General features: G+C 71.7%; 25 protein-coding genes. 23 read left to right on the top strand and 2 right to left on the bottom strand.

Translation table 11 applies throughout. The annotated features are described in order from the left end of the window. Position 1 precedes the first annotated feature (1 nt). The 18 genes from IE273_RS23330 to IE273_RS23245 all read left to right on the top strand — a co-directional run bounded on the left by IE273_RS23330 (position 2) and on the right by IE273_RS23245 (position 18,309). The gene (locus tag IE273_RS23330; RefSeq protein ID WP_189817100.1) at positions 2–1,477 is read left to right on the top strand and encodes a B12-binding domain-containing radical SAM protein; all 1,476 of its coding nucleotides are present in this window, start codon (positions 2–4) and stop codon (positions 1,475–1,477) included. Then, positions 1,474–2,529 (top strand): zinc-dependent alcohol dehydrogenase, encoded by a 1,056-nt coding sequence (locus IE273_RS23325; protein WP_189817099.1) that lies wholly within the window; start codon positions 1,474–1,476, stop codon positions 2,527–2,529. The genes IE273_RS23330 and IE273_RS23325 overlap by 4 nt, the downstream gene beginning before the upstream one ends. Further along, on the top strand, positions 2,526–3,860 hold the full coding sequence (locus IE273_RS23320; protein ID WP_189817098.1) for a phenylacetate--CoA ligase family protein: 1,335 nt from the start codon (positions 2,526–2,528) through the stop codon (positions 3,858–3,860). Before IE273_RS23325 ends, IE273_RS23320 begins: the two co-directional genes overlap by 4 nt. After that, positions 3,857–4,636: an NAD(P)-binding domain-containing protein gene (locus tag IE273_RS23315; RefSeq protein WP_189817097.1), complete on the top strand. Its 780-nt coding sequence runs from the start codon at positions 3,857–3,859 to the stop codon at positions 4,634–4,636. Before IE273_RS23320 ends, IE273_RS23315 begins: the two co-directional genes overlap by 4 nt. Then, complete coding sequence (locus IE273_RS23310) at positions 4,633–5,796, top strand: BtrH N-terminal domain-containing protein (protein ID WP_189817096.1); 1,164 nt, start codon at positions 4,633–4,635, stop codon at positions 5,794–5,796. The genes IE273_RS23315 and IE273_RS23310 overlap by 4 nt, the downstream gene beginning before the upstream one ends. Positions 5,797–5,803: 7 nt before the next feature. Then, positions 5,804–6,502: a class I SAM-dependent methyltransferase gene (locus IE273_RS23305; protein WP_189817095.1), complete on the top strand. Its 699-nt coding sequence runs from the start codon at positions 5,804–5,806 to the stop codon at positions 6,500–6,502. Further along, positions 6,499–7,998 (top strand): coproporphyrinogen-III oxidase family protein, encoded by a 1,500-nt coding sequence (locus tag IE273_RS23300; protein WP_189817094.1) that lies wholly within the window; start codon positions 6,499–6,501, stop codon positions 7,996–7,998. The genes IE273_RS23305 and IE273_RS23300 overlap by 4 nt, the downstream gene beginning before the upstream one ends. Beyond that, on the top strand, positions 7,985–8,761 hold the full coding sequence (locus IE273_RS23295; protein ID WP_189817093.1) for a class I SAM-dependent methyltransferase: 777 nt from the start codon (positions 7,985–7,987) through the stop codon (positions 8,759–8,761). Before IE273_RS23300 ends, IE273_RS23295 begins: the two co-directional genes overlap by 14 nt. 57 nt (positions 8,762–8,818) lie before the next feature. Continuing rightward, positions 8,819–9,709, top strand: coding sequence for a carbon-nitrogen hydrolase family protein (locus IE273_RS23290; RefSeq protein ID WP_189817092.1), 891 nt, complete (start codon positions 8,819–8,821; stop codon positions 9,707–9,709). After that, positions 9,706–10,617 carry a carbon-nitrogen hydrolase family protein gene (locus tag IE273_RS23285; protein WP_189817091.1) on the top strand — a complete coding sequence of 304 codons (912 nt, stop codon included), beginning with the start codon at positions 9,706–9,708 and terminating at the stop codon, positions 10,615–10,617. The genes IE273_RS23290 and IE273_RS23285 overlap by 4 nt, the downstream gene beginning before the upstream one ends. Positions 10,618–10,625: 8 nt before the next feature. Continuing rightward, the gene (locus IE273_RS23280) at positions 10,626–11,246 is read left to right on the top strand and encodes a hypothetical protein (protein WP_189817090.1); all 621 of its coding nucleotides are present in this window, start codon (positions 10,626–10,628) and stop codon (positions 11,244–11,246) included. Next, entirely contained in the window at positions 11,243–11,476 is a 234-nt protein-coding gene (locus IE273_RS23275; RefSeq protein ID WP_014677046.1) for a ferredoxin, read from the top strand. Before IE273_RS23280 ends, IE273_RS23275 begins: the two co-directional genes overlap by 4 nt. Then, the gene (locus IE273_RS23270; RefSeq protein ID WP_189817089.1) at positions 11,473–12,060 is read left to right on the top strand and encodes an NADPH-dependent FMN reductase; all 588 of its coding nucleotides are present in this window, start codon (positions 11,473–11,475) and stop codon (positions 12,058–12,060) included. Before IE273_RS23275 ends, IE273_RS23270 begins: the two co-directional genes overlap by 4 nt. An 11-nt stretch (positions 12,061–12,071) precedes the next feature. Beyond that, complete coding sequence (locus tag IE273_RS23265) at positions 12,072–12,875, top strand: DNA alkylation repair protein (RefSeq protein WP_189817088.1); 804 nt, start codon at positions 12,072–12,074, stop codon at positions 12,873–12,875. After that, positions 12,872–15,070: a molybdopterin-containing oxidoreductase family protein gene (locus IE273_RS23260; RefSeq protein ID WP_229887399.1), complete on the top strand. Its 2,199-nt coding sequence runs from the start codon at positions 12,872–12,874 to the stop codon at positions 15,068–15,070. Before IE273_RS23265 ends, IE273_RS23260 begins: the two co-directional genes overlap by 4 nt. 116 nt (positions 15,071–15,186) lie before the next feature. Beyond that, positions 15,187–15,993 carry a class I SAM-dependent methyltransferase gene (locus IE273_RS23255; RefSeq protein WP_189817087.1) on the top strand — a complete coding sequence of 269 codons (807 nt, stop codon included), beginning with the start codon at positions 15,187–15,189 and terminating at the stop codon, positions 15,991–15,993. 64 nt (positions 15,994–16,057) lie between these two features. Further along, complete coding sequence (locus IE273_RS23250; protein ID WP_189817086.1) at positions 16,058–16,795, top strand: hypothetical protein; 738 nt, start codon at positions 16,058–16,060, stop codon at positions 16,793–16,795. Beyond that, positions 16,792–18,309 carry an MFS transporter gene (locus IE273_RS23245; RefSeq protein ID WP_229887398.1) on the top strand — a complete coding sequence of 506 codons (1,518 nt, stop codon included), beginning with the start codon at positions 16,792–16,794 and terminating at the stop codon, positions 18,307–18,309. The genes IE273_RS23250 and IE273_RS23245 overlap by 4 nt, the downstream gene beginning before the upstream one ends. A 112-nt stretch (positions 18,310–18,421) precedes the next feature. Here the strand turns inward: IE273_RS23245 and IE273_RS23240 are convergent, their stop codons facing one another. Continuing rightward, the gene (locus IE273_RS23240) at positions 18,422–19,117 is read right to left on the bottom strand and encodes a DNA alkylation repair protein (protein WP_189817085.1); all 696 of its coding nucleotides are present in this window, start codon (positions 19,115–19,117) and stop codon (positions 18,422–18,424) included. A 229-nt stretch (positions 19,118–19,346) separates the two neighbouring features. Here IE273_RS23240 and IE273_RS23235 point away from each other — a divergent pair, with 229 nt between their 5' ends. Next, on the top strand, positions 19,347–20,633 hold the full coding sequence (locus IE273_RS23235; RefSeq protein WP_229887397.1) for an FAD-dependent oxidoreductase: 1,287 nt from the start codon (positions 19,347–19,349) through the stop codon (positions 20,631–20,633). A gap of 19 nt (positions 20,634–20,652) precedes the next feature. Here the strand turns inward: IE273_RS23235 and IE273_RS23230 are convergent, their stop codons facing one another. Continuing rightward, the gene (locus IE273_RS23230; protein WP_229887396.1) at positions 20,653–21,531 is read right to left on the bottom strand and encodes an AraC family transcriptional regulator; all 879 of its coding nucleotides are present in this window, start codon (positions 21,529–21,531) and stop codon (positions 20,653–20,655) included. A 232-nt stretch (positions 21,532–21,763) separates the two neighbouring features. On the opposite strand from IE273_RS23230, the gene IE273_RS23225 reads away from it, so the two are divergent. The 4 genes from IE273_RS23225 to IE273_RS23210 all read left to right on the top strand — a co-directional run bounded on the left by IE273_RS23225 (position 21,764) and on the right by IE273_RS23210 (position 25,408). Next, positions 21,764–22,324 carry an AraC family transcriptional regulator gene (locus IE273_RS23225; RefSeq protein ID WP_229887395.1) on the top strand — a complete coding sequence of 187 codons (561 nt, stop codon included), beginning with the start codon at positions 21,764–21,766 and terminating at the stop codon, positions 22,322–22,324. A gap of 209 nt (positions 22,325–22,533) precedes the next feature. Further along, complete coding sequence (locus tag IE273_RS23220; protein WP_189817082.1) at positions 22,534–23,727, top strand: BtrH N-terminal domain-containing protein; 1,194 nt, start codon at positions 22,534–22,536, stop codon at positions 23,725–23,727. 53 nt (positions 23,728–23,780) lie between these two features. After that, complete coding sequence (locus IE273_RS23215) at positions 23,781–24,800, top strand: methyltransferase (RefSeq protein ID WP_229887394.1); 1,020 nt, start codon at positions 23,781–23,783, stop codon at positions 24,798–24,800. 44 nt (positions 24,801–24,844) lie between these two features. Then, complete coding sequence (locus IE273_RS23210; protein WP_229887393.1) at positions 24,845–25,408, top strand: hypothetical protein; 564 nt, start codon at positions 24,845–24,847, stop codon at positions 25,406–25,408. Positions 25,409–25,432: the final 24 nt, after the last annotated feature.

Here is a 25,432-nt window from a genome sequence, read left to right as displayed (position 1 = left end):
CATGTTCGTCTCCGTCAACAAGCTCAAGTCCTTCCGTCCGGTGCTGCCCATCGGCATGGTCACCGTGGCGACCCAGGTGCGGGCCGCGGGGCACGACGTACACGTCCTGGACCTGATGTGGGAGGAGGAGGACGAGAAGGCGGTGCGCGAGGCGGTCGCCGCCTTCCGGCCCGACGTCGTGGGGATCTCCATCCGCAACGTCGACTCGCAGAACATGCTGGAGCCGGTCATCTACACACCGCTCGCCAGGGAGGTCGCCGACTGGGCGCGTGCCGAGCGGCCCGGTGTCACCGTCGTCCTCGGCGGCCCCGGCTTCTCCACGGTGCCGGACGACCTGATGGACTTCGTGGGCGCCGAGTACGGCATCACCGGCTTCGCCGAGGAGTCCATGGTGCCCTTCCTCGCCCACCTGCACCGCGGCACCGAACCGGCGGACGTGCCCGGTGTGATCTTCCGCGCGCCGGACGGCTCCTACCAGCGCAGGGACCCGGTCTTCGAGATCGACTACCGCAAGGCCGCCCGTCCCGACCCCGAACTGTACGACCCGCGCTACTTCACCTACTCCTACGAGACCCACGACCGCAGCGAGAAGGTGCCCGCCACCATCCAGACCAAGAAGGGCTGCGTGCTGGAGTGCGTGTTCTGCAGCAACTTCCTGGTCGACGGCACCGGGGTGAAGTTCGACGACGTCAAACGGGTCGCCGATGAGGTGGAGCGGCTGCGGGACGAGGGACTGGAGGTCCTGGAGATCGTCGACGGCGTCTTCAACCTGCCCCTGAACTACGCCGTCGAGGTGCTGCGGGAGTTCGTCCGGCGCGGCATCGAGATGCCCTGGTCCTGCATGATCAACCCGGGGAACGTCACCCCCGAACTCGTCGACCTCATGGTCCGAACGGGCTGCTACTACGTCGAGTTCGGCACCGACTCCTGCAACGACCGGGTGCTGCGCCGGCTGAAGAAGAACTTCCGCCAGCGGCAGATCGTCAGCGCCCACCGGCAGTTCGAGCAGGCCGGGATCCGTGTCGAGCACTGTCTGTTCATCGGCAGTCCGGGAGACGACCGGGACTCGGTGCGGGAGACCTTCGACGTGATGTCCGGCCTGGTGCCGCCCGGCGCTCCCGAGGCCCACGCCTACTGGACCCTCGGCCTGCGCGTCTGCCGCGGGACCGCACTGCACACCACCGCCGTCGAGGAGGGCATGCTCACCGGCGACGAGCGGTTCATCGTGCCCAAGTACTACGTGTCCCGGGACGTCATCGAGGACAGCGCCCTCCTCGACGAGATCCAGGAGCGGGTGCTGGCCAACGACAACTGGTACCTGTGGTGGGGCCTGCGCACCATCGGCCTGCGCGAGCGCATCCGCATGGCGCGCCAGGAGAGCGAGCGGATCGAGGCCGAGCTCCTCGCCCATCTGCCCGAGCGCCGCCCCGCCCCCCTGCCCGCCCCCCTGACCACCCGTGGGGAGGAAGACCGATGAGCCGCGTCCAGGACCTCCTGCTGACCGCACCCGGCGAACTCCACACCGCGCACCGGGTGCCGCCGCTGCCCGCGCTCGGCGCCGACGACGTCCTCGTCGAGGTGGACCGCATCACCCTGTGCGGCAGCGACCACCGCCTCTACGACGGCACCTACGGAGGCCCGCGCGCCTACCCGATCCGCTTCGGCCACGAGTGGTCGGGCCGCGTGGTGGACACCGGCCGCGACGGCGCCGCGCTGCTCGGACAGTGGGTCACCGGCGACTGCTCGCGCTGGTGCGGCGACTGCGCCGGCTGCTCCAGCGACCGGAACCTGTGCCGGCACATCGAGAAGTTCGGGATCACCGTGGACGGATTCTCCAGCCGCCTCAAAGTCGTCGACCGGCGCTACCTCTACCCCGACATCTGCGCGCTCGGCGCCGGGCTGCTCGCCCTCACCGAGTTCTTCGCCGTCGCCGACCACGGCCTGCGCCGCCTCGCCCCCGAGGCCGACGACGACGTCCTCGTCATCGGCGCGGGCGCCCTGGGCCTGGCCTCCTACCTGATCCTGACCGGCCACTACGGGGTCCGCTCCGTGCGGCTGCTGGAAGCGGACCCCGCCAAGGCACAGCGGGTGCGGGAACTCTTCCCCGCCGCCCCGGTCGAGACCCCGCCCCCGCCCGACGACCGGGCCACGGGCTACGCAGGGCTCGCCGAAGGCGCCGACCACCCGGTCGTCGTCGAGTGCTCCGGCAGCCAGGCCGGCCTGAACACCGCGCTGACCCTCGCCCGGCCGGGGGGCCGCGTCCTCTGCTTCGGCCTGCGCCGCAGCACCGAGATACGTACGGACCTGCTCGTGGTCAAGGGGCTGACGCTCATCGGGTCGATCGGGGGCACGGGCAGCTTCCCGGCCGTCCACGCGTTCCTCGACGCCCACCGGGACCAGGCCGCCCGGCTGGTCACCCACCGATTTCCGGCCGACGCCGCCGAGCAGGCCTTCGCCGCCCCCGTGACGGGCGGACGGGCCGCTGCCCGGATCAAGACCCAGATCGTCTTCGGGGAGGAAGACCAGTGACCGAGACCACCGTCCCGCCCCACCTGCGCTACGACGAGATCCGCCGCGCGGCCTGCGCCGACCTGGAAGCGTTCGACAAGCTCACCCCCGACCGGGCGGCCGAGCTCCAGCTCGGCCGGCTGCGGGAGTCGGTGGCGCACGCCCTCACGGCCTCTCCCCACTACCGCCGGAACTGGGCCGCCCACAGCGGCACGCGGTTCGACACCCTCGACGACATCCGGAAGCTGCCGTTCACCACCAAGGGCGACCTGCGCGACGCCTATCCGTTCGGCCTGGTCGCCGCCGACCGGCGGGAGATCATCCGCTACGGCGAGTCGACCGGCACCACCGGCCGCCCCACGTCCGCCGTCATCACCTACGAGGACTGGATACGCGGCAACGTCGCCGTCGAGCGCTCCGTCAGCCATGTCTTCGGCCCCGGCGACCTCGTCTTCATCGCCATCCCCTACGAACTGGCCTTCGCCTCCTACGACCTCGACCGGGCCCTGGAACAGGCGGGCGCCGGCGTGGTCGCGGTCGGCACGCTCAGCCGGGTCTGCCCCTTCGAGCGCATGGTCGAGATGATGTGGACGGTCAAACCGACCGGTCTGGTGTGCACCCCCAGCCGGGCGTTGCGGCTCTACGACCTGCTCAAGGACAGCGGACGCGACCCGCTTGAGGTGGGCCTGCGCACCTTCATGTACGTGGGGGAGACCTGCTCGCCGGCCAAGCTCTCCAAGATCGCGGACCTGTGGGGGGTGCGCCTGTCCAACGCCTACGGCTCGACCGAGACCAACTCGCTCGGGCTCACCTGCGCCGAAGGCAGCCTCCACCTCACCGAGGACCGGCACCTGTTCGAGGTGATCGACCCCGAGACCACCGAGCCCGTCGCCGACGGACACCCGGGCGAACTCGTGCTGACCAGCCTGGTCAGCCGGGCCATGCCGCTGCTGCGGTACCGCACCGGTGACTTCGTCACCGTACGGTCCGCGCCGTGCGCCTGCGGCAGTCCCCGCCGCACCCTCGACCACCACGGGCGGGTCAGCGAGCAACTCGTGGTCGCCGGCAGGCGGATCAACAAGCTGGCGCTGGAGGACATCGTGCTGTCCACCCCCGGTTCCGGCCTGTACTGGGCGGCCGGGGTGACCGGCACCGGCCTGGAGATCCGGGTCGAGGCCGACGGCGGCGACCCCGCGCGGCTGTGCTCCGACGTGGCGGAGCGGGTCGCGGCGGCCATCGGCATCACGCCCGTCGTCGAGCCGATCGACCGCACCCTGGTCCGGCGCGCCATGGACCGGATGCTCAAGCCGGGCAGCCTCACCCTCGAAGACCTCGCGGCGGCGGCCTCATGACGGGCGCGACCGTACTGCGGACCGTCGGCATCGCCGGGACGGGCCGCCTGGGCACGGTGCTCGCCGCCCGTCTGAAGGACCGGTTCGCCGTGCTCCTGTACGACACGGACCGTGACTGTGCCCGGCGCGCCGCCGCGACGACCGCCCTGCCCGTGACGGACGCCGAGACCCTGGTCACCGCCGACGCGGTGCTGCTGTGCGTGCCGCCAGAGAAGACGGACGACGCGCTGCTGGGCCTGGCCCGCCGCGCCGCGCGCGCCGGCCGCCGGCCGCTGTTCGTCAGCCTGGCGACGAGCGTGCCCACCGCGCGCCTGCGCTCCCTCCTGGCGCGGTCCCCGGACCTGCTCGGCATCGACGTCGTCGGTCTCAAACCGGTGTGCCAGTTCGCCGCCCTCGCCCGCGGTGTGCCCACCGTCCTGGTCACGGAGGACACCGGCCGCCTCGACGAACTGCGTCACCTCGCCTCCGGCCTGGGCACCCTCCTGGTCGGCGACGAGAGCGTCGTCGGCCCCGTCAACCGGGCCGCCACCAAAGCCGCGCTGCGTGCCTGCGACGGGCTCGCCGACGAACTCTCGGCCCGGGGCGTGGACCCCCTCCTCGTCCGCGCCGCCGTGCGCAACGTCCTCGCGGGCACGGCCCTCGACCACCCGCCGGCACCCGACAACTCCTACACCCGCTCGGTGCTCGCGGAACTCGCGGCCGAGCAGGCCCACCCGCGGCCCCTGTCGCGGACCGTCCCCGCGACCGCCGCCGAAACGAAGGGAACGCGCGCATGACCGCCCACGCAGTCGGCCGCGAGAGCCCGACCGCCCCCACCCTGAACCGCTTCGGCGGCGCCCACTGCGAGACCGCCGCCCTGCACAAGGTGCTCGCCCACCACGGCACGGAGGTGAGCGAACCGCTGCTGTTCGGCGTGGCGGGCGGCATCAGCTTCATGCACATGCCCAAGGGCCCGGAGGGCCGTGCCTTCGTCGGAGGCCGCAACGGCCCCTTCCCCGACTTCACCCGCCGCATGGCCGACGGCGTCGGCCTGCGCCTGGAGGTGGTGCTCCCCGCCGACCCGGAGACCGCGTGGGAACAGGTACGCGGCCAACTGGACCTCGGCAGCCCGGTGATCGTCTACGGCGATCTGTTCCACCTGCCGTACTACCAGGCCACCCGGCACTTCGGCGCGCACGCCTTCGTCGTCCTGGACCACGACCCCGACGCCGGGACCGTCACCGTCTCCGACCGGTGCGTCGCCCCCCGCACCCTCTCCCTGGACGACCTGGCCGCCGCCCGCGGCTCCGAGCACCCGCCGTTCCCGCCCCGCCACGCCTGGCTGCGCGCCGACTGGCCGGCGGCCCGGGAACCGTCCGCGGACGACATCCGGCACGGGGTGCGGGTGTCCTGCGCCGCCATGCGGAACCCGGTGGTGCCCACCTTCGGACTGCGCGGGCTGGCGGCCTACGGCGCGGGTCTGGACCACCTCGTGCGGCGCAGCCCGGCCGAGGACGTCGTCACCGCCCTCTGCGGCGCCTACGTCGACTTCGAGCTGGCCGGCACCGGCGGCTGCGGCTTCCGGGCGATGTTCGCCGACTTCCTCGCCGAAGCGGCCACCCGCACAGCGGACCAGGCGCTCGAACGGGCGGTGCCGCTCGCGCGTGGTGCCGTGGACGCCTGGCACGACTTCCTCGCCCTGCTCCTGCCGTCCTGGACCCCCGCGTTCACCGAACTGCGCGACACCCTGAACGAGCGCGACCAGCGCCTGCTGCGCGGCAGCACGCAGGACCAGGACGCGGCAGCCGCCCTCGGAGCCCGGCTGCCCGAGCTGCGCACCGCCGCCGCCGAAGGACTCGACCCGCTGCGCGAGCAGCTCTCCGGGCAGCTCCGCTCGGCCGCGCAGCGGGTCGTCAGGACCGAGGAGACCCTGTTCGACGTACTGAAGGAGGTGTGACCGCACGATGGCCACGGCCCCCTCGCTCGCCGTACGCGTCCCCGCGCGCCATCCGCGCTCCAGCGACAAGGAGCGGCAGGACTACGACCGCTACCTGGCCGAACGCGGCCGGTACAAGGGCGAGTTCCTGCGCGAGGTCATGGACGCGGCCGGCGCCGGCCCGGTGCTCGAAGCCGGATCGGGCTACGGCGGGCTCGGTGTGGAACTGCTGCGTCTGGGCCGCACCGAACTGCACGCGGTCTGCGAGTCGGAGCACGCCGCCGCCCTGTACGAGCGCCGCCTCGCCGAGGCCGGCCTGCGGGCCACCGTCCACAGCGTGCCCGGGGGAGTGCCGGACCCCGCCCAACAACCGTGGAACACCCGGCGGTTCGCCGCCGTCTACAGCGCCAATGCCTTCGCCGCCTGGCCGGACCCGACCGCCGTACTGCGCCGTCTGGCCCGACTGCTCCTACCGGGCGGCCAGGTCCTCGTCAGCGATCTGAGGCGCGACCCCGACCCGTTCATCCTCGAATACTCGCTCAGGGAGATGGCCGACGACACCTCGGAGGCGGGCCGCTACCGGCTGCGGACCTTCCTCACCTCGTTGCGCGGCGCATACACCCTCACCGAGGCCAGGGCCCTGCTCACCGCCGCGGGCCTGAACGACTGGCGGGCCGAAGCGGACGGTCCCATGACGTTCGCCATCCGATACGGGAGGAACCCGTGACCGACACCACCATCACCAGGAACTTCCTCGACACACCCAGTTTCTGGCGCGAATACCCGGAACGGGACATCGAGTTCGTGCGCTGGTACCCCTGCGACGTCAGGCCCCTCACCGCCGACGCGATGTACGCGCAGCAGGAGAAGTTCCCCAAGACCACCTCGTTCTACGTGCACATCCCCTTCTGCAACCAGGTGTGCACCTCGTGCCCGTACAACAAGTTCAACACCCGCAACACCCTGGTCAGGCGCTACATCGAGGCGCTGAAGGCCGAGATCGACATGTACTCCCGGCTGCCGTACCTCAAGGACGTGGTCTTCACCTCCGGCTACTTCGGCGGCGGCACCCCCACCACCCTGCGCGCCGAGGAGCTCGACGACCTGCTCGGCTTCATGAAGCAGCGCCTCAACTTCAGCGACGACTGCTCCGTCACCATCGAGTCCACCCCCGTCGACGTGGACCAGCACAAGCTCGACGTCCTGCTCAAGCACGGGGTCAACCGCATGAGCCTGGGCGTGCAGACCTTCCACGACCCGCTGTTGCGCTACCTCGGCCGCGCCCGGGCGCACACCGGCGAGTCCGCCACCAGGACGATCGAGCTGATCGACCGCAGCGGCATGGAGAACCTCTGCATCGACTACATGATCGGCATCCCGGGCCAGACCCACGAGCTGTGGGCACAGGACATCAGGACCCTGATGGACCTGCCCGTGACGTCGTTCTCGGTGTACAACTACGCGGTCCTGCCCGGCTCCGAGGTGTTCTTCGCACTCCAGTCCGGGGCCACCCCGCCCTGCCCCAGCACGCACGAAGCCGACGAGATGTACCAGTACCTGCACACCACGCTGATGGACGCCGGGTACCTGGCCCTGACCTACAACGACTTCATCGAACCCATGAGGCCCGAGTGGGAGGCCAAGGGCGTCAAGACCTACCCGGTGCTCACCGACGGCTCCAAGCCCTACCGGGGCCTGGAGACCGACACCTTCTACCTCACCGACCACCTCTCCCAGGTGTGGGGCCGGTGCGGCGACATGGTGGCCATGGGCTCCGGTGCCTACGGCTACCTCAACAACCGGATGTACCTCACCGAGCCCGACATCAACGCCTACATCGAGACCTGCAACGCGGGCCGGCTGCCCGTCGTGATGGGCGCCTACACCGACGAGCACGAACAGCGCTGCCGCAGCCTCGTCCTCGGGCTCAAGCTGCTGCGCATGAAGCGGTCCGTCTACCGCGAGCGCCACGGGGTCGACCCCTACGAGTACTTCAAGGACAAGTGCGACGACCTGGCCGCCAAGGGCCTGATCGAGATCACCGACGAGGCCATCCAGGTCACGTACCCGAAGGGCTGGTACTACATCGACAACATCTGCAAGACGTTCTACTCCGACGCCAACTACCGCCTGCCGCAGCCCACGTCGGCAAGCACCGAGATCCTCAACTGGCAGATCGACCGTGCCGACGGACGGAAGGGGCTCCCCGTTGTCCAGCTCTGAGACCACTCCCGCGAAGCTGCGGCGCCGGCCGCGTGGCCGCATCTTCGACCTGGCCGAACGGGTCCCGCAGAAGGACACGTTCGACGACGTCGACCAGTGCCGGGCCTACGACCGCAACATCCGCACCTCGATGATCATCCCGATGCAGCACATGATGAAGCTCATCGGTCCTCACTGCGGCGACGGCAAGGAGATCCTCGAAGTCGGCTGCGCCAGCGGCCTGATCTCGCTGCGGCTCGCCGCCCAGCACCCCGGCGCCCTCTTCACCGGCGTCGACAGCAACGACGCCTTCCTCGAAGTGGCCCGCGAGAACACGATCTTCTCGAACCTGGTCGGCTACGGCGGCGACTTCTCCTGCGAATGGGCCCGCCTGACCCGGCTGCCGTACGACGACGACTCCTTCGACGTCGTCTTCAGCTTCTGCGCCGTGGCCCGCTGGGACAAGCCCGACCGGATCGTCAGCGAGTGCGCCCGGGTGTGCCGGCCCGACGGCATCGTGGTCCTCTACGACCTGGCGCGGGACGCCGACGAGGGCATGGTCTCCTTCGTGCTCCAGTACGCGGACGGGGACGCCGAGGCGTTCATGACGTCGCTGCGCGCCTCCTACAGCGAACCCGAGATGCGCGAACTGCTCGACCAGCGGGGCCTGGGCTCGTGGACGGTGGCCAAGGAGAACATCAACCTGATCACCTCCTCGCGACCGCTGCACGTCGGCTACAGCGTCGGCGAACCAGGCATCTACGACGCGGTGTTCACCGGCTGAACCCCTTCGGTCTCCCGCCCCCCGCCACCGGACGTCCGCCACCCAGGAGCGCCTCCCATGACCCTTCGCAGACGGCTGCGCGTCGGCCTCGTCCAGCTGTCCGTGGCCACCAACCGCCGCACCGACAACCTCCGGCGTGCCGAGGCCCTGGTGCACGAGGCCGTGGACGACGGCTGTGAACTGGTCGTCCTGCCGGAGGCGTTCGCCACCGCGCTCAACCTGCCCAAGAGCCACGAGGTGGCCGAGCCCGTACCGGGCCCGGTCACCGAATGGCTCGCCGAACGGGCCAGTCGGCACGGCGTCTGGATCGCCGCGGGACTCCTCGAACGCGACGGCGAGCACGTGCACAGCTCGGCCGTCCTCATCGCCGACGACGGCAGCCTCGTCGACGTCTACCGGCGCACCGTCGTCTACGACCTGGAGGCCCACTTCCTCACCGGGGAGGTGGGCACCCGGGTCGTGGACACACCGCTGGGCCGCATCGGCCTCGTCGTCGGCTACGACATCCAGTTCCCCGAAGTGCTGCGCGGTCTGTTCGCCGACGGCGTCGAGATCGTCGTGTGCCCGTCGATCCTGCTGCGGCCCTTCGCCGAGCCGGTACGGCAGATGCTGCTCGCCCGCGCGGCCGAGAACTGCGCCTACGTCCTGTTCGCCGGGGCCACCGGGGAGAACACCCTGGCCGGCCTCACCTACATGGGCCGCACGGCCGTCATCCGCAGCCCGATGGCGATCGGCGCCTACTCCCGTGACTTCCGCCGTCAGGAACCGGTCCTGGCCGAGGCCGACCGCGAGGAGTGCGTGGTCAGCGCCGACCTGGACCTGCACGAACTGCGCCGTATGCAGGCGGCGGCGCCCTTTCCCGCCGACTTCCGCCGCTCGCCGCTCGGCCAGGCGCTGATCGCCGCCTCCGCGCGGCCCGGCGCCCTACCCCTTGGAGACCCCCGGTGAAACCCACCACGCGGCCCCGCGTCGCCCTCCTCCAGACGCTGTGGGACCTCGACCCCGACGTCAACCTCGACCGGACGATGGCCCTGCTCGACACCGTCGAGGCGGCCGAACTCGTCGTCCTGCCCGAGTTCTTCCTCGGCCCGCCCTTCTACTTCCCGGGCCGCGCCCACCTCAAGGGGGTCATCGACCAGACCGTGCCCGGCCCCGTCTTCGAACGGCTCGCCGCACAGGCCCGCAGGATCGGCGCGTACGTCCTGTGCGGCACCGTGGTCGAACGCGACGGGGACCGCTACTACAACACCGCCGTGCTCCTCGACGACCACGGCGAGATCGTCGTCAAGGCCCGCAAGACCCACCGCTTCGCCGCCGAAATGGTGTCGGTGAGCCCGAGCGACGAGTTCGCCATCGTCGACACCCCGTTCGGGCGGCTCGGCGTCTGCGTCTGCTCCGACTTCTGGATCCCCGAGGTGCCCCGCATGCTCGCGCTGCGCGGCGCCGAGATCATCGCCGTACCGGGGGCCGCGCTGCGCGGCAACATCCAGATCACCCGGCCCTGTCTCCAGGCCAACTCCTCCTTCAACGTCTGCTACACCCTCCTCGCCAGCGCCGTCGGCGGCGTCACGGGCGAACGGGCCGGCCGCCAGGTCTCCATCGAGGTCGCCGGGCACAGCACGGTCGCCGCTCCCGAGGAGCTCCTGGCGAGCCTCGACGAGGAGGAGGCCGTCCTGACCGCCCGGCTCGACCTGGAGTACCTGCGCAGCATGCGCGAGGTCGACCTGTCGTTCAGGCGCAGCCTCTACTTCTGCCTGCACGGCCGCCGCCCCGAACTCTACGGCGGTCTCCAGCAGCCGTACGCCGGGCACGAGGACCTCGAAACCCTGCTCAGCGACTACCTCACCCGGAGGTGAGCCACACCGTGCTGTTTCCTGTCAGCGAGGCCATTCCCACCGGGGCCGACCGGGAGCCGGTCCTGGAGAAGTTCCTGGACTGGGCCGACGGGGCCCACGACACCCCCGTGCCCGAGGTGCTGGGCGCCTTCTTCGGCCAGCCCCTCGACGCGCGGACCCTGCGCATCACCGGGCTGCACCACGTGGCGCTCTACATCGGTGACTACCGCCACGAGGCGGACTTCGAGGACTGGCTGGAAACGGTCCGCGCCTGCCCGCGCGTCGGCCACGTGAGCACCGGCCCCTCCCACATAGCGCCCCGCGCGTACGGCACACCCGGCCACTGGATCAACCTCCGCACCGACCTCGGCAACGAGGTGGAACTGTTCACCTGCCGTCGGCGCGACATATGGGCCGAACGGCCGGCCGAGCAGAAGACCAGCCTGATGTCGCACTTCGGTCTCTGCATCGACGCCCCCGGACATGTGCGGCCCCTGCTCGACTTCCTGGCCAGCTTCGACGGCATCCGCCTCCTCGCCTACGCCCCCGCCGACGAACTCGGCCACACCTACGGGCACCTGGTCCGCGAGGACACCGACCGCGTCCTCGAACTCGTGCACGCCGGCGCGCAGCCGGGAGGACCCGCATGACCGTCCAGGACCCCGCCCGCGTACCGGACAACGCCACCGGCCGGTTCTACGTCAACGTGGAGTGCACCGACTGCGACACCTGCCGCTGCGTCGCTCCCGACTTCTTCGCCCGCAACGACGAGGCCGGCTACTCCTACGTGCTGCGCCAGCCCGAGACCGAGGACGACGAGGACGCCGTGTACGAGGCGATGGACTGCTGCCCCGCCGACGCCATCTGCGAGGACGAATGACCCCCACGGCCCCGGCCTCGGTCCTGGGCATCGGCGGCAGCATGCGCCCCGGATCCACCAGCCAGACGCTGCTGCGCCGCGCGCTGCGCACCCTCGCCGCGGACGGCCACCCGGTACGGCTGCTCGACCTGCGCGAGCTGCAACTCCCCTTCTGCAACGGCGACAAACGCGAACCCTGGCCGCACTTCCCCGACGTGGCCGTCCTACGGGAAGCGGTCCGCGCCGCCGACGGGATCATCCTCAGCGGCGCCGAATACCACGGCGGCGTCAACGCCGCGCTGAAGAACGCCATCGACCTGCTGGACTTCGAACACGCCGAGGGAAAGGTGTTCGGTGCCATCGTGGCCCTCGGCGGACGCAGCAACAGCAACGCCCTGAACGACCTGAGGATCACGGCCCGCTGGCTGCGGGCCTGGATGGTGCCCGGCCAGGTCGCCGTACCCCAGGGGCGCACCGCACTGAACGGCGGTGTTCCCGTGGACCCGGACCTGTACGACCGGATCGACGATCTCGCCCGAAGCGTCGCACGCGCCGCCGGCGCCCTGCGGACCGCCACGGGCGGTATCCCGCTCGCCCGAGGCTGAAGGAACCGCGCATGCATGCCCCGCCCCCCGCCGCCCTGGCCGCCGAACTGCGGGCGCGCCTGGAGGACAACGCCGTCCCCGGCCGGGCGGCGGGAGAGAAGCACTACCTGCGCAGCGACCTGCACCACATCGGCGTACCCCTGCCGGCGATGCGGGGCGTGGTCCGCTCCTTCACCCGGCGGAGCGGGCAGGGGCTCGGGCACGCCGAACTCGTCGACCTGGTCACCGACCTGTGGGCGCAGCCCGTCCACGAGCACCGCTCGACCGCCCTGCTGCTCCTGGACGCCTACGCCCCCCTGCTGCGGCCCGACGACACCGCGCTCCTGGAGGACCTGCTGCGCACCTGCGCCACCTGGGCGCACACCGACCTGCTCGCCCCCTTCGCGGCAGGGCGGCTCCTGCTGCGCCACCCCCGGGAGACCACCCCCGCGGTGCTCCGGTGGACCGCCGACGAAGCACAGTGGGTCCGGCGCGGCGGCATCCTCTGCTTCCTCCCCGCCCTGCGCGGCGAGGACACCTTCACACGCTGGTTCCCCGTCTTCACGACCGCCGTCGATCCCCTCCTCGACGACGACAGGTTCTTCGTCCGCAAGGCGATCGGCTGGACCCTGCGCGAAGGCACCAAACACCATGCCGCGGCGGTCACCGGCTGGCTCACCCCGCGGCTGTCCCGGGCCGCGTCGCTCACGGTGCGCGAGGCCCTCAAGCGGCTGCCCGACGACGCACGCGCCCCCCTGCTCGCCGCGCACGCCGCCGCGCGTCCACGCCGCGGCCGGCGTCACGCGCCCACCCGACGCCCGGAGGCACCCCAGTGACCGACCCCGAAGTGACGACCCTGGTCGAGGACGGCGTCCACCGCACCGTCTGCCGGATGTGCCACGGCGGCTGCGGCGCCCTGGTGGACGTACGGGGCGGACGCCTCACCCGCGTCGAGGGCGACCCGGACAACCCCAACAACCGCGGATTCCTGTGTGCCAAGGGCCGCGCCTCCCTCGACCAGTTGTACGGCACCGACCGGCTGACCCGGCCGCTGCTGCGCACCGGTCCGCGCGGCAGCGGGAGCTTCCGGCCCATCGGCTGGGAGGAGGCCATCGACCGCGTCGCCGACGCACTCGACCGCACCCGGACACGACACGGCCCCGAGTCGCTGGTCGTCGCCCAGGGCACGGACCGCAACTACCAGGAGTGGCTGTTCCGGTTCGCCAACAGCTACGGCACGCCCAACGTCCTCGGACCGGCCCACGTCTGCTTCTACCCACGGGTGATGGCGGGCATCCTCACCATGGGCGCCTTCACCTTCTGCGACTACGAGGGCTCGCCCGACGTCGTCCTGCTGTGGGGGTGCAACAAGTCCATGACCCACGGCGACGGCGTGATCGGCACCCGGCTCCTGGACGCCGTGCGCCGCGGCACCCGCATGATCGTCGTCGACCCCCGGCGCACCGCCCTCGCCAACCGGGCCCAGCACCACCTTCCGGTACGTCCGGGAGGCGACGCCGCGCTCGCCCTCGCCATGATCCACACGGTCATCGAGGCGGACGCCTACGACCACGACTTCGTCCGGGACCACACCGTCGGGTTCGAGGACCTGGCCGACCATGTCGCCGCCTACGCCCCCGAGAAGACCGAGCACCTCACCGGAGTCCGCGCCGCCGATGTGCGCGAGGCCGCCCTCGCCTACGCCTCGGCACCCGCCGCCGCCATCGAACTGGGCACCGGCGCCCAGCAGAACCGCAACTCCTTCCACGTCTGCCGGGCCCTCGCCATCCTCTCCGCGATCTGCGGGAACATCGACCGGCGGGGCGGCGACGTGATCTTCGAGCCCCCCGGCATCATCGGCCGCCGCACCCTGCCCCTCACCGAGGCACTGCCGACGGAGCAGCACCCCAAACGGCTCGGTGCCGACCGCCACCGCATCCTGTCGATGGCCGGCTGGGCACACCCCCGCGCCGTCTGGGACGCGATCCTGGACCACCGCCCCTACCCGGTCACGACCATGCTCGTGCACGGCAGCAACCTGCTGGTCAACTACGCGGACTCCGACCGCGTCCACGCCGCGCTCGACAGCCTCGGCTTCCTCGCCGTGGCCGACCTGTACCTGACCCCCACGGCGGCCATGGCCGACATCGTGCTGCCGGTCGGCGGCTGGCTGGAGAGGGACCAGATCGTCGAACACGCCCACTACGTCGCGGCGCGCCGCAGGTTCGCGCAGGTCGGCGAGTGCCGCTCTGACGAGGAGATCCTGAGCGGGCTCGCGACGCGTCTCGGGCTCGGCGACAACTTCTGGGACACCGCCGCGGACTCCCTCGACGCCCGGCTGGCCCCTATCGGCATGGACTTCAAAGCCCTGACCGACCAGCACTACCGGGCCACACCGCTGACGTACGAGAAGTACCGCACCCAGGGCTTCGCCACCCGCAGTGGCCGCTTCAACATCCGCTGCGACGCGCTCCGCGCCTTCGGCTACGCACCGCTGCCCGTGCACCGCCCCGCCGCCGAACGCCCCGAAGACGGCCCGTACCTGCTCACCTCCGCGCACTCGCCGTTCTTCTTCAACTCCGAGTTCCGCAGCCTCAGGCCGCTGCGCGCCAAGGAACCCGACCCCGTCGTCGAACTCCACCCCGAGGCCGCGGCCCGCGAAGGGGTCCAGGACGGCGCGTGGGTGCTCGTCTCCGCCCGTGGTCGCACGGTCCGGATGCGCGCACGCGTCACCGACACCATCGCCCCCGACGTCGTCGTGGCCGCGGCCACCTGGTGGTACCCCGAGCGCGGCGCGGACGGCGGCTGGCGCGAGAGCAACCTCAACCGGCTCACCGGCGACGACGACGAGAACGAGGAGATGGGCTCGTCCAACTTCCGGGGGATCCGGTGCGCGGTCCGCCCGGAGCCCGACGCCTTAAGGCGACGGAGCGCGCCTGTACCGGCCCACCCTGCGGAGTCTTCCGCTCCACCCGGCGTCCGTGACGATTCGCCATCCCGGTCAACTCCCGGGGGACCCCCGGAGAAGTAAGTGACCTTCGCGGACGCCTTGGCGCCGGGCGTGGGCCGACGCCCCCGGCCGCTGGAAGACTCCGCCGCACGGACGGCCGCGGTGCCGTCACCGTCACGCGGACGAGAGGGGACACGGTGGAGGCAGCCCCGCGCGACAACAACGGTTCGCTGGCGCTCGATCCGGCCTGGGAACACGAGCGCCTGCGTCTGGAGATGCTGGCGGCCATGACCGACCCGGCGACCATCGAGATCCTGGACGCCTGCGCGCCCGACCACCCCCGCGAGATCGTGGAGATCGGAGCCGGCGCGGGCACCGTGGCCCGCCACCTGGCCCGCCGCCACCCCGGCGCCCGGGTCTGGGCGACCGACATCGACCTGCGCCACCTGGACGGCGGCGGTCTGTCCAACCTGGTCCCGCTGCGGCACGACGCGGCCGTCGACCCGGCCCCCGTGCGGGGCGTCGACCTCATCCACTGCCGCTCCGTACTGATCTTCCTCGACGATCCCCAGGAGGTCCTGGGACGCCTCGCGGGCTGGCTGGCGCCCGGCGGCTGCATCGTCGTCGAGGAACTCGCCGGATTCCCCCCGTACGACCCCACCACGGTGGTCGGCGGCGCCCTGGACGCCGTGTCCCAGGTGCTGAGCCGGGATGCCGGCGCGGACCCGCAGTGGGTGCGCGACCTGATGGTCGACCCGCCCCAGCCGCTGGTCCGTCACGGACTGACCGACTGCGGCGCCCAGATGCGGGTCTACCCCTTCCGCCCGGGCAGCGCGGCGTCGGAGTTCTCACGGCTGACACTGGAGCAACTGAGGCCCCGGCTGCTCGGCCGCGGACACCTCACCGCCGCCCAGTTCGAGGCCGCCGTGTCCCGGCTCCGCGACGACGACCTCGCCGAGCCGTCCAGCTCCGTGCTCAGCGTCTGGGGACACCGCCCCCGCTGAGGCCGCCGCCCGGGCGACCGCCCGGCATCCGATCACCGAGGAACGAAGCGAAGGGTGGACGATCATGCCTGCTCACCACCGTGCCCCCGGCCACCAGGACCGGTCCCACGAGCAGAAGATGCTCACCACATACCTTCTCAAGCCCGGACGGCATGAGGCAGCCCTGGGGGTCCTGGCCCGCCACTGGCCGCTCCTGCGCCGCCAGGGCCTCGTCACCGGCGAACCCTCCTGGATCGCCCACGGACAGGGCGGCGACGGCCCCTTCATCGTCGAACTCGTCACCTGGGGCGTGCCGGGCGCCGTCGACCGCGCGTACCTCGACCCGGAGATCAACTCCCTGTGGCAGGAGATGTTCGCCCTCACCGAAGCCCGCGGCGCCCGCCCGCCCGTCGACTGGCCGGCCGTCACCCGGCTCACCGGGGGCGCCGCCCACGACACTCCCGCCGACACACCCCTGCAAACGCTGACGACCTACCAGGTACGAGAAGGCCGCACCGAGCGGCTGGCCGAGCTGCTGCCGAGCTACTGGGACGCCCTTGACCGGGCCGGACTGCTCGCCCCCGGCGCGCCCGCGCTGTACGCCGGCGAGAACCTGCACGGCCCCTTCCTGACCGAACACCTCGCGTGGAGCGACCCGCACGGACCGGCGAAGGCATCCGGCGAACCGGCGGCGGGCGCCCTGTACGCCCGGGTCGCGGAGCTGGCCGAGGAACGGGGGGACCGGCCGGGCATCGAGCGGTGCCCGGTGAAGCCGCTGCACTTCGGCTTCATGACAGAAACAGTGACTGGAGAAGACACGTGACCTCACCATCGGACCCCAGGCCCACGGGTACCAATCCGTGGGCGGCGCTGGGGATGCTCTGCCTCGGCGTCTTCATGACCCTGCTCGACGTCACGATCGTCAGCTCGGCCACGCCCAGTCTCATCGAGACGTTCGACGCCTCGATCGACCAGGCGGTCTGGGTCTTCAGCGCGTACATCATGGCCTTCGCCACCACCCTGATCCTCGCCGGGCGACTCGGCGACCTCCACGGCCCGCGGCGGATGTACCTGATCGGTCTCACCGTCTTCGTCACCGCGTCGGTCCTGTGCGGCGCCGCCCAGGCCCCCTGGCAGCTGATCCCGTTACGGGTGCTCCAGGGCGTCGGCGGAGCGCTCCTCGTCCCCCAGCTCATGCCCATGATCACCACGCTGTTCCCGCCGCAGAAGTGGGGAGCCGCCTTCGGGTTCACCGGCGCACTGTCGGGACTGGCCGTGCTGGCCGGCCCGCTCGTCGGCGGATTCCTGGTCACCGGCGCCTCCTGGCGCTGGATCTTCTACGTCAACCTGCCCATCGGCCTGCTCACCTTCTTCCTGGTGCTGCGCTTCCTGCCCGACCCGAGGCCGGGACTGCGCCAACCGCTGGGCATCGGCTCCGTGCTGCTGCTCCTGTCCGGCGTCGGCGCCGTGGTCTTCGGCCTCGTCGAGGGCGAGCGGCTGCACTGGGCGGCGACGGTCTGGGCGATCATCGTGGCGGGCCTGGCGCTGCTCGCCGCGTTCTTCGCCGACCAGCGCAGGCGGCAGTCCGGTGTTCCGCTGGTGCCGTTCGTCCTGTTCCGTGCCCGCAGCTTCACCCTCATGAACCTGATCGCAGTCACCGTCGGCTTCGGGGTCGTCGGCGCGTTCCTGCCGCTGACGCTGTACTTGCAGAGCGTGCAGGGCCTGTCCGCGGCCAGGGCCGGGCTGGTGATCGCCGTGATGCCGCTGGCGTCGGTCGCCACCGCCGTCATCAGCGGCCGGGTCATCGAGACGGCCGGTCCCAAACGCGTCCTGCTCGGCGGCCTGGTGTGCTTCTCCGCGGGCCTCGGACTCATCGCCTCGCAGGCCACCGCCCACGCCTCGGTCTGGCAGCTGGTGGGGCCGCTGGTGCTCGCCGGCGTCGGCACCGGCTTCACGTTCGCGCCGATGTTCAGCGTCGGCATGCGCGAGGTGCCGCCCCAGCTCAGCGGCGTCGCCTCCGGAACCGTCAACACCGTCCAGGAGCTCGGGGGCCTGCTCGCCAGCGCCGCCATCGGCGTGGTGCTGCAAGTCCGGCTCGGCGAGGGCCAGAACATCGCCACCGGCCGTCCCGTGGAAGCCGCGGGCCGGCCGACACAGGCGGCCCTGGACGCCTTCCACGAGACCCTGGCCGGCGCCATCCGCGTCAGCATGCTCATCCAGATGGCCGTCCTCGCGGCGGGTGCCCTGTGCGCGCTCGCCATCAAACCGGCCCCGCCCGCGGCGGCGCCGGCGGGACAGCCGTCCTCCGGCGAGCCACGGACGGCGGACGTCGACTGACCCGGCGCCGGTCCGCTGCGGCGTCCCCCGCGTCGGCCCCCCGAGGGCCGGCGCAGGGGTACGTTCCGGGCCGCTGCCGGGGGCTGTCCCGGCCCCGTCGCCCGTTCCCGCCCTATCGCGCCTTGACGAACCGGGCCCGTTCGGCCGGCGCCAGCCGCTCCGTCGCATAGCGCACGGTGATGCGCGGCAGCTCGCCGAGGTGCCGGTCGAGGAAGGCCACCATGAGCGGTTCGTCCCGGCGGCCGATCTCCCGCAGCATCCAGCCGAGCGCCTTGTGGATCAGCGGTTCCGGGTCCTCGCGCAACGTCAGCACCAGGTGGAACGTCGGTTCGAAGCGTCCCTCGCGGATCAGCGCCAGCGTGGCCAGCACCGCGATCCGCCGGTCCCACAGCCAGGAGGACGCGGCGAGTTCGTCCAGGACCCGCAGGTCCCCCTCCAGCAGCCACGGCCCGAGCACGACGTGCGCGGAGCCGTCGACCAGGTCCCAGTTGTCCACGCACTCGGTACGCGCCAGATAGAAGTCCACCAGCGCCTTGCGGTCCGCGCCGCGCGCCGTGCGCACCTGCTCGGCCAGGACCAGCAGCCCGGCGAAGCGCTCCTCGTGGACACGGCTGCGCAGCAGTACGTCCACGTCGTCGAGGGACAGGCCGCGGTAGGCACGCGCCAGCTTGCGCAGCACCGGCACGCGCACGCCGAGCAGTTCGTCGTCCTCCGCACGGCTGAGCACCCGCTCCTGCTGTGCCCGCACGGCCGGTTCCGCGAGATCCCGCAACTCGGCCCGTAATTCGTTGAGCGAAACGATCGTCATGACGGCGGACGCTAGCGCAGGACGCCCGCACGTGCCGCCGGGACCCCCGCGAAGGAGCGGTTGGTCAACTTCGCCGCCGTAGGCGCACTCGTAGTTGACCGTCGCGCAGATCCTCGCCGCCCCGGCTTCCGCCCACGCGCCGCACGGCCACATCTTGTGCAAGACCGTACGAACCATTTCGCAGATCGGACCGGCCACGCCGGGAGCCCACGAGCCGAAGGAGAACCCGATGCCGCGGAAGGCGTTCAAGGTACTGGTGATCGGCGCGGGTCTCGCCGGACTGACCCTCGCGCAGGGACTGCGCGGACAGGGCGTCGACGTGGAGGTGTTCGAACGTGATGTCACCCCCGTCGACCGCTCGCAGGGATTCCGCATCCACGTCAACCCGTTCGGGACCCGCGCGCTGCGCGCCTGCCTGAGCGACGAGTTGTTCGAGTTGTTCCTGGAGACGAGCGGCAGCGGCGGCCGGGGCCTGTGCTTCACCGACCACCGCCTGAGCCCCTTGCTCAGCCTGGAGGGGCCCAGCGACCAGGACCCGCTGCGCAACCACCGGTCCGTGTGCCGGGTGACGCTCCGTCACCTCCTGCTGCGCGGCCTGGAGGACGCGGTCAGCTTCGGCCGCCGGTACGAGCGGTACGAGGAGCGCGGCGACGGCCGCGTCATCGCCTGCTTCGCGGACGGGTCCACGGCCGAAGGCGACATCCTGGTCGGCGCCGACGGCTGCCGGTCACGGGTGCGTACCCAGCGGCTGCCCCAGGTGCGCGTGTCGGACACCGGAGCGATGGGCGTGGCCGGGAAGCTGCCCCTCGACGAACGGCTCCGCGGCTGGATCCACCCGCCGCTGCTGGCGTCCGCACACATCGTGATGGGCCCCCACGGCTCCCGGATGTTCGCCGCCACGCACGAGTACCGCACCAGGCCGAGCAAGGCACTCGGCCTGCCCGCCGCCGGCGGCGACCTGCTCTTCGACACCGACACCGACTACCTGATGTGGGCGATCACGGCCACACCCGAGCGCCTGGGCCTGCCGGCGCGGACCTCGCTCGGTCCCGAGCGACTGGCCCCGGCAGTGCGGAGCCTGGTCGACGACTGGCACCCGTTGCTGCGCCGCGTGGTCGCCGACGCCGACCCGGACACCCTCACCGCACTGTCGGTGCGGACCGCCGAGTCCGTGCCCGCCTGGCAGCCGTCCCGGATCACCCTCCTCGGCGACGCCGCGCACTGCGCGACCCCGCTCGGCGGGATGGGCGGCAACATGGCCCTGCGCGACGCCGAACTGCTCACCCGGCACCTGGCCGCCGCCGCCCGCGACGACGAGCGGCTCGAACAGGCCGTGGGCCGGTACGAGTCGGCGATGCGCGCCTACGCCGCGGACGCGGTCCTGAAGTCGAAGAAGAATCTGGAGCGTTCCCTCGCCGAGAACGCCGTCAGCCGGGCGCTGACCCGCGCCACCTTCCGCATGATCGACCGCATGCCCCCCGTGAAGCGCCGTATGGCCGCCGAAGCGGGCGGCTGACCGGGGCGTGCGCCACCCCTCAGGCCCGCGCGGGCGCCGCCTGCGCGGGCCCCAGCGGCAGGCTCACCCACGCCAGCGTCCTGACCTCCGGCCGGCACCACGGAATCCGCTCGTACTCCACCAGATACGGCATCGGCGGCCGGTCCCCGTCGTACAGCCCCAGCATCACCGCGCTGACCGCCAGATGCATGAACGTGTAGGGGATCAGCTGCACGGGACCCGTATGCGTGATCTGCAACCGCCGTTGCGCGGGAACCACCTGGAGCCCGATGCCGTCCGACGGCACGAAGGCCAGCGGCACCACCGTGCCCACGTCGAAGCGGATCGACGCGTCCTGGTAGAGCTCCGGGTCGTCGTGGGTGATCTCCACCGGTTGCTGGGCATCCGGCTCGTAGCCGTGGACCTCCAGCCAGTCCCGCATCTGCCGCCAGCGGCCGGCCAGTGACGCATGACTGCCGAAGTGCCGCAGGAAGGCCACCACGCGACTGCCGCTGTCCACCTCGACCAGGCCGGAGCAGCCCGGCCCGGACGTCGGCCAGGGCGCGCTCGGCTCCCGGCGCCGCAGTTCGGCCGGCGTGCTCCCGAAGGCCTCACGGACCGCCCGCGTGAACGGCGCGTGCGCCGAATAGCCGCACCGGGCGGCCACCTCGTGCACCGGCCAGCTCGTGAACACCAGCCGGTAGGCCGCCAGTTCCAGACGGTACCGGCGCACGTACCGCTGCACCGACTCGCCGGTGGTGTCCCGGAAGATCTTCCGGAAGTAGTGCGGAGCCGTGTGCACCTGTTTCGCGATGACATCAATGTCCACGTTGGACGAGGCGTCGCGCAGCCTGGCGACGATGTGCGGAATGGCGGACAGCACTCTGCTGTCATGAAGCGCCACCGTCGTCACACGCATGCCACCACGACCTGTGCCCACGCCAGGCAGATATTCCGGCACTCGGAGCCCCCGTATCCGGAATGAGCGGCGCCACCCCGAAGAGAGGGCGGCCCGCGCAGTCACTTGAGGGCGGATCCTGCCACATGACGGAATAGCGTCAAAGTCGTTCCAAGGCCAAGTGCGGGAATACAGTCAGGCAGTGCACGGATACCGCTCAGGTATCCCGGACGACCTCGCGAAGGCAGGGGACATGGCCGGAAGACACGTCACCGAGACAGGAGCGACGCCCGCACGCGACACCGTGCTGACGTCCGGACAGCGCATCTTCACGTTTGTCGAGTTCGGCCCGCTGCCGGTCATTTCCCTCCGTCACTCGGGCACCTTCCGTACACTCGCGCGGACTTGGCGCAATCTCATCGACTACACGGACTCCTGCGGCCTGACCCAGGGCGTACAACTCGTCGGAGTCGTCTACGACGATCCCGCGTACGTCCCGGCCGAATCCCTCCGTTACGACGCCTGCGTCGCCGTTCCCGAAGCCGGCCTGCGCCGGCTCCCGCTGCCGGCCGACAGCGAACTTCCCGTCCGGTACGAGACCCTCGGCCCCGTATGGTGCTGGCGCACCACCCACCGCGGTCGCTTCGGCACCCTGTCCGAGACCTATCGGCGTGCCCTGGACACCACCGCCTTCCAGCAGCAGGGCGTCGTCGCCCCCTGCCTGAACCCGCCGTTCTACGAGATCTACCGTTCCGGCCTCGGCGCCGCCCCGGACGACGACGCCCGCATCGACATCCATCTCCCCGTCGCCTGACAGGACCGGCAACCGCCTCACCCGCGGCGGCACCCGCACCCGGCCGTATGAGCAAGCGGGTCAACTCCCGGACACCGTCGCACGGTTCCAGGTGACCCTCACGCAGAACCGGACCGCCGTCCCTGGGCGACCGCCACCACCGCTGGAAAACTCTCGGATCCGTGACGCAGCCCACCAGCGGCCGCACCGATCAGGGGAGAGGAGCCGGCATGGCGACGGCCCCGGCCACCGGCGGCAAGGAACGACAGGCCCCGCCAGGCAGGAAGCTCAGGCCGCCGCTCTTCGGCGGCGCCCACTGCGAAACCTCCGCGTTCCGCAAGGCCCTGCACGCCCACGGCCTCGACATCAGCGAGGAGATGCTGCTCGGCCTCGGCGGCGGCATCGGATTCATGTACGTCCCCAAAGCCCCCGGCATGCCACCGTTCCTCGCCACCCGCAACGACCCCTTCCCGCTCTTCACCCGCCGCATGGCCACCGGCGTCGGCCTGGAACTCGACATCGCCACCACCACCGACCCGCGCGCGGCCAGTGACCAACTCGCGGCGGAACTGGACGCACACGGCATCGCGATCGTCTACGCCGACATGCACTACCTGTCGTACCTCAGCGCCGAACACCATTTCGGCGGCCACTGCCTCGTGGTCCTCGGCGCCGACGAGGAGAGCGGCTGGCTCAGGATCTCCGACCGCCCCGCCCGGCCGTGCACACTCGCCCCGGAGGAACTGGCCGCCGCCCGCGCCTCCCGGCACCAGCCCTTCCCGCCCCGGCACGCCCTGCTGCGCGCCCCGTGGGACCGGGCTGTCCCGCCCGCCGAGGACCGGATCCGCTCCGCCCTGGCCGCCGCCGCCCGCGCCGGCCTGGAGCCGGCCAACGCCGCCCTCGGCGTCCAGGGCCTGCACATGCTCGCCGAACGCCTCGTCGCCACCGTCCGCGACTCGGCCACGCCCGAGGCCGTCACCGACACACTCGTCCAGGCCTTCATCGACCTCCACCTCGCCGGTACCGGAGGCGACGGGTTCCGGAGCATGTTCCACGCGTTCCTCGACGAGGCGGCCACGCTCCTCGACGATCCGCGGCTCACCGACGCGATCCCCCTCGCCGCGGCCGCCGCCGCCGCCTGGCAGCACCTGATCGCGACCCTGCTGCCCGCCGGCACGGCACTCGGCGATCTCGCCGACGCGCACCGCGCACGCGAGGAACACATCCTCTCCGGCACCCCCGAGCGCCACGTGGAGGCGTCAGCCGTCGCCGCGCGCCTGCCCGTCCTGCGCGAGGAGGCCGTCGCCGCCGTCCCGGAGCTGCGCCAGGACCTGGCGACCGCCCTGCACGACGCCGTGCACGACGTCATCGCCCACGAGACACGGCTGCTGCACCTGCTGACACCCGCGGGCGGCGGGCAGTGAACCGCGACGCGCGGACCGCGCACGACGACATCACCGTGAGCAAAGGAGCACACGTGAGTGCGAGTTCCACCACCACGACGACAGACGTCGCACAACAACTCGGCGTCCTCACGGACCTGGTGACGCCCTGGGCCATGCGGGTGGCGGCCACCCTCAGGCTCGCCGACCACATCGGCGACGCCACCGTGCCCGTCGCGGACCTCGCCCGGCACACCGACGCCGCCCCCGACACCGTGGGCCGCCTCCTCGAACACCTCGCGGCCCGCGGCGTGTTCGAACAGGACGGCCCCGGCCGGTACCGCAACACCGAACTCTCCCAACGGCTGCGCCGCGACCACCCCATGACCGTCCACCCCTGGCTCGACATCGAGGGCGGCATGGGCCAGTACGACATCGGTCTCAGTGCGCTCCTGACCGCGGTCCGCACCGGGCAGGACGCCTACACACCCACCTTCGGCCGGTCCTTCTTCGAACACCTCAACAGCGACGCCCGCCGCGGCGCCGCCTACGACGAACTGATGGCGACACTCACCGCCTGGACCCTGCCGGAGATCCTCCAGGCCTACGACTGGACGACGGTCGGCCACGTCGCCGACATCGCCGGCGGCAGCGGCGCGCTCCTGACCGGCCTCCTGCAAGCGCACCCGCGCCTGCGGGGAACCCTCGTCGACGACGCCCGCGCCGTGAGCACGGCCACCGAGCGGTTCGCCAAGGCGGGCGTCGCCGACCGGGCCACGGCCGTCGCCGGATCCATGTTCGAACCGCTGCCGCGCGGTGCCGACCTCTACCTCGTCAAGTCGACCGTGATGGGCTGGGGAGACGAAGGTGCCGCCGACATCCTGCGCCGCTGCGCCGACGCCGCCCGCCCGGCCGGCCGCGTCGTCGTCGCCGAATTCCTGCGCGGAGCCCCGCGACTGGTGCCTTCCCTCGACCTGTACATGGCCCTGCTGGGCGGGAAGGAGCGCACGGAGGACGAATTCCGCACGCTGGGCCGCACGGCCGGGCTCACCCTGCGGACCGTCCACCCCACGCCGTCCGGATACTGCCTGCTGGAGTTCACAGCCGACGCATAGGGTCGTGCCCACAACTGCCGGCAGCGACACCGACGGGACCTCCAGTGCAGAACGCGACACTCCTTCGTTCCCCCGACCGGCCCATGGAGCCGGGCGCCTCCAACGTCCCTCACTGGACGGTGGTACGCGCCCAGCCCCTGCTCGTTCTCAGCCTCAGGAACCCGGGGGGAGCGGACACGTGGAGGGACACGTGGCGCCGGCTGACCGCTCTGGTCTTCTCCTGCGGCCTCGCGACCAGGGAGACCAAAGCGATCGAAGTCCACTACGACGCGGGCACGTCGCGCCGCTTCGACGCCTGCCTGTCCATCCCGTCCTCCAGGCTCGCGGCGGAGGTGACCGCCGACGACCTCGCGCAGGTGCCCGGGGCCAGGATGGAAAGCGTCATGGGCCACGGACCGTTCCTCCACCACAGGCCCACCGCCGGGCAGGACGGGCGGCCCGCACCGGCCGCACCCCTGCCCCCGGCCGCCGGCCCGCACCCCACCTCGCTCGTCCCCGCCTGGCCCCGCTACCACGTCTACGCGTGCAGCCCGGCCCTGGCCGGGGAAACACCCGTGATCACCGACACCTACATCACCCTGACCGCGTCCGCACCCGCCCGGCCCTGACGCGCACGGTTCCGGGTGCGGTGG

Origin of the sequence: Streptomyces olivaceoviridis (assembly GCF_014650115.1) — a bacterium.
In the GTDB taxonomy this organism is placed as follows: Bacteria; Actinomycetota; Actinomycetes; order Streptomycetales; family Streptomycetaceae; genus Streptomyces; species Streptomyces olivaceoviridis.
Note: the sequence above shows the minus strand (reverse complement) of the source record. Positions and strands in the feature narration are given on the sequence as shown.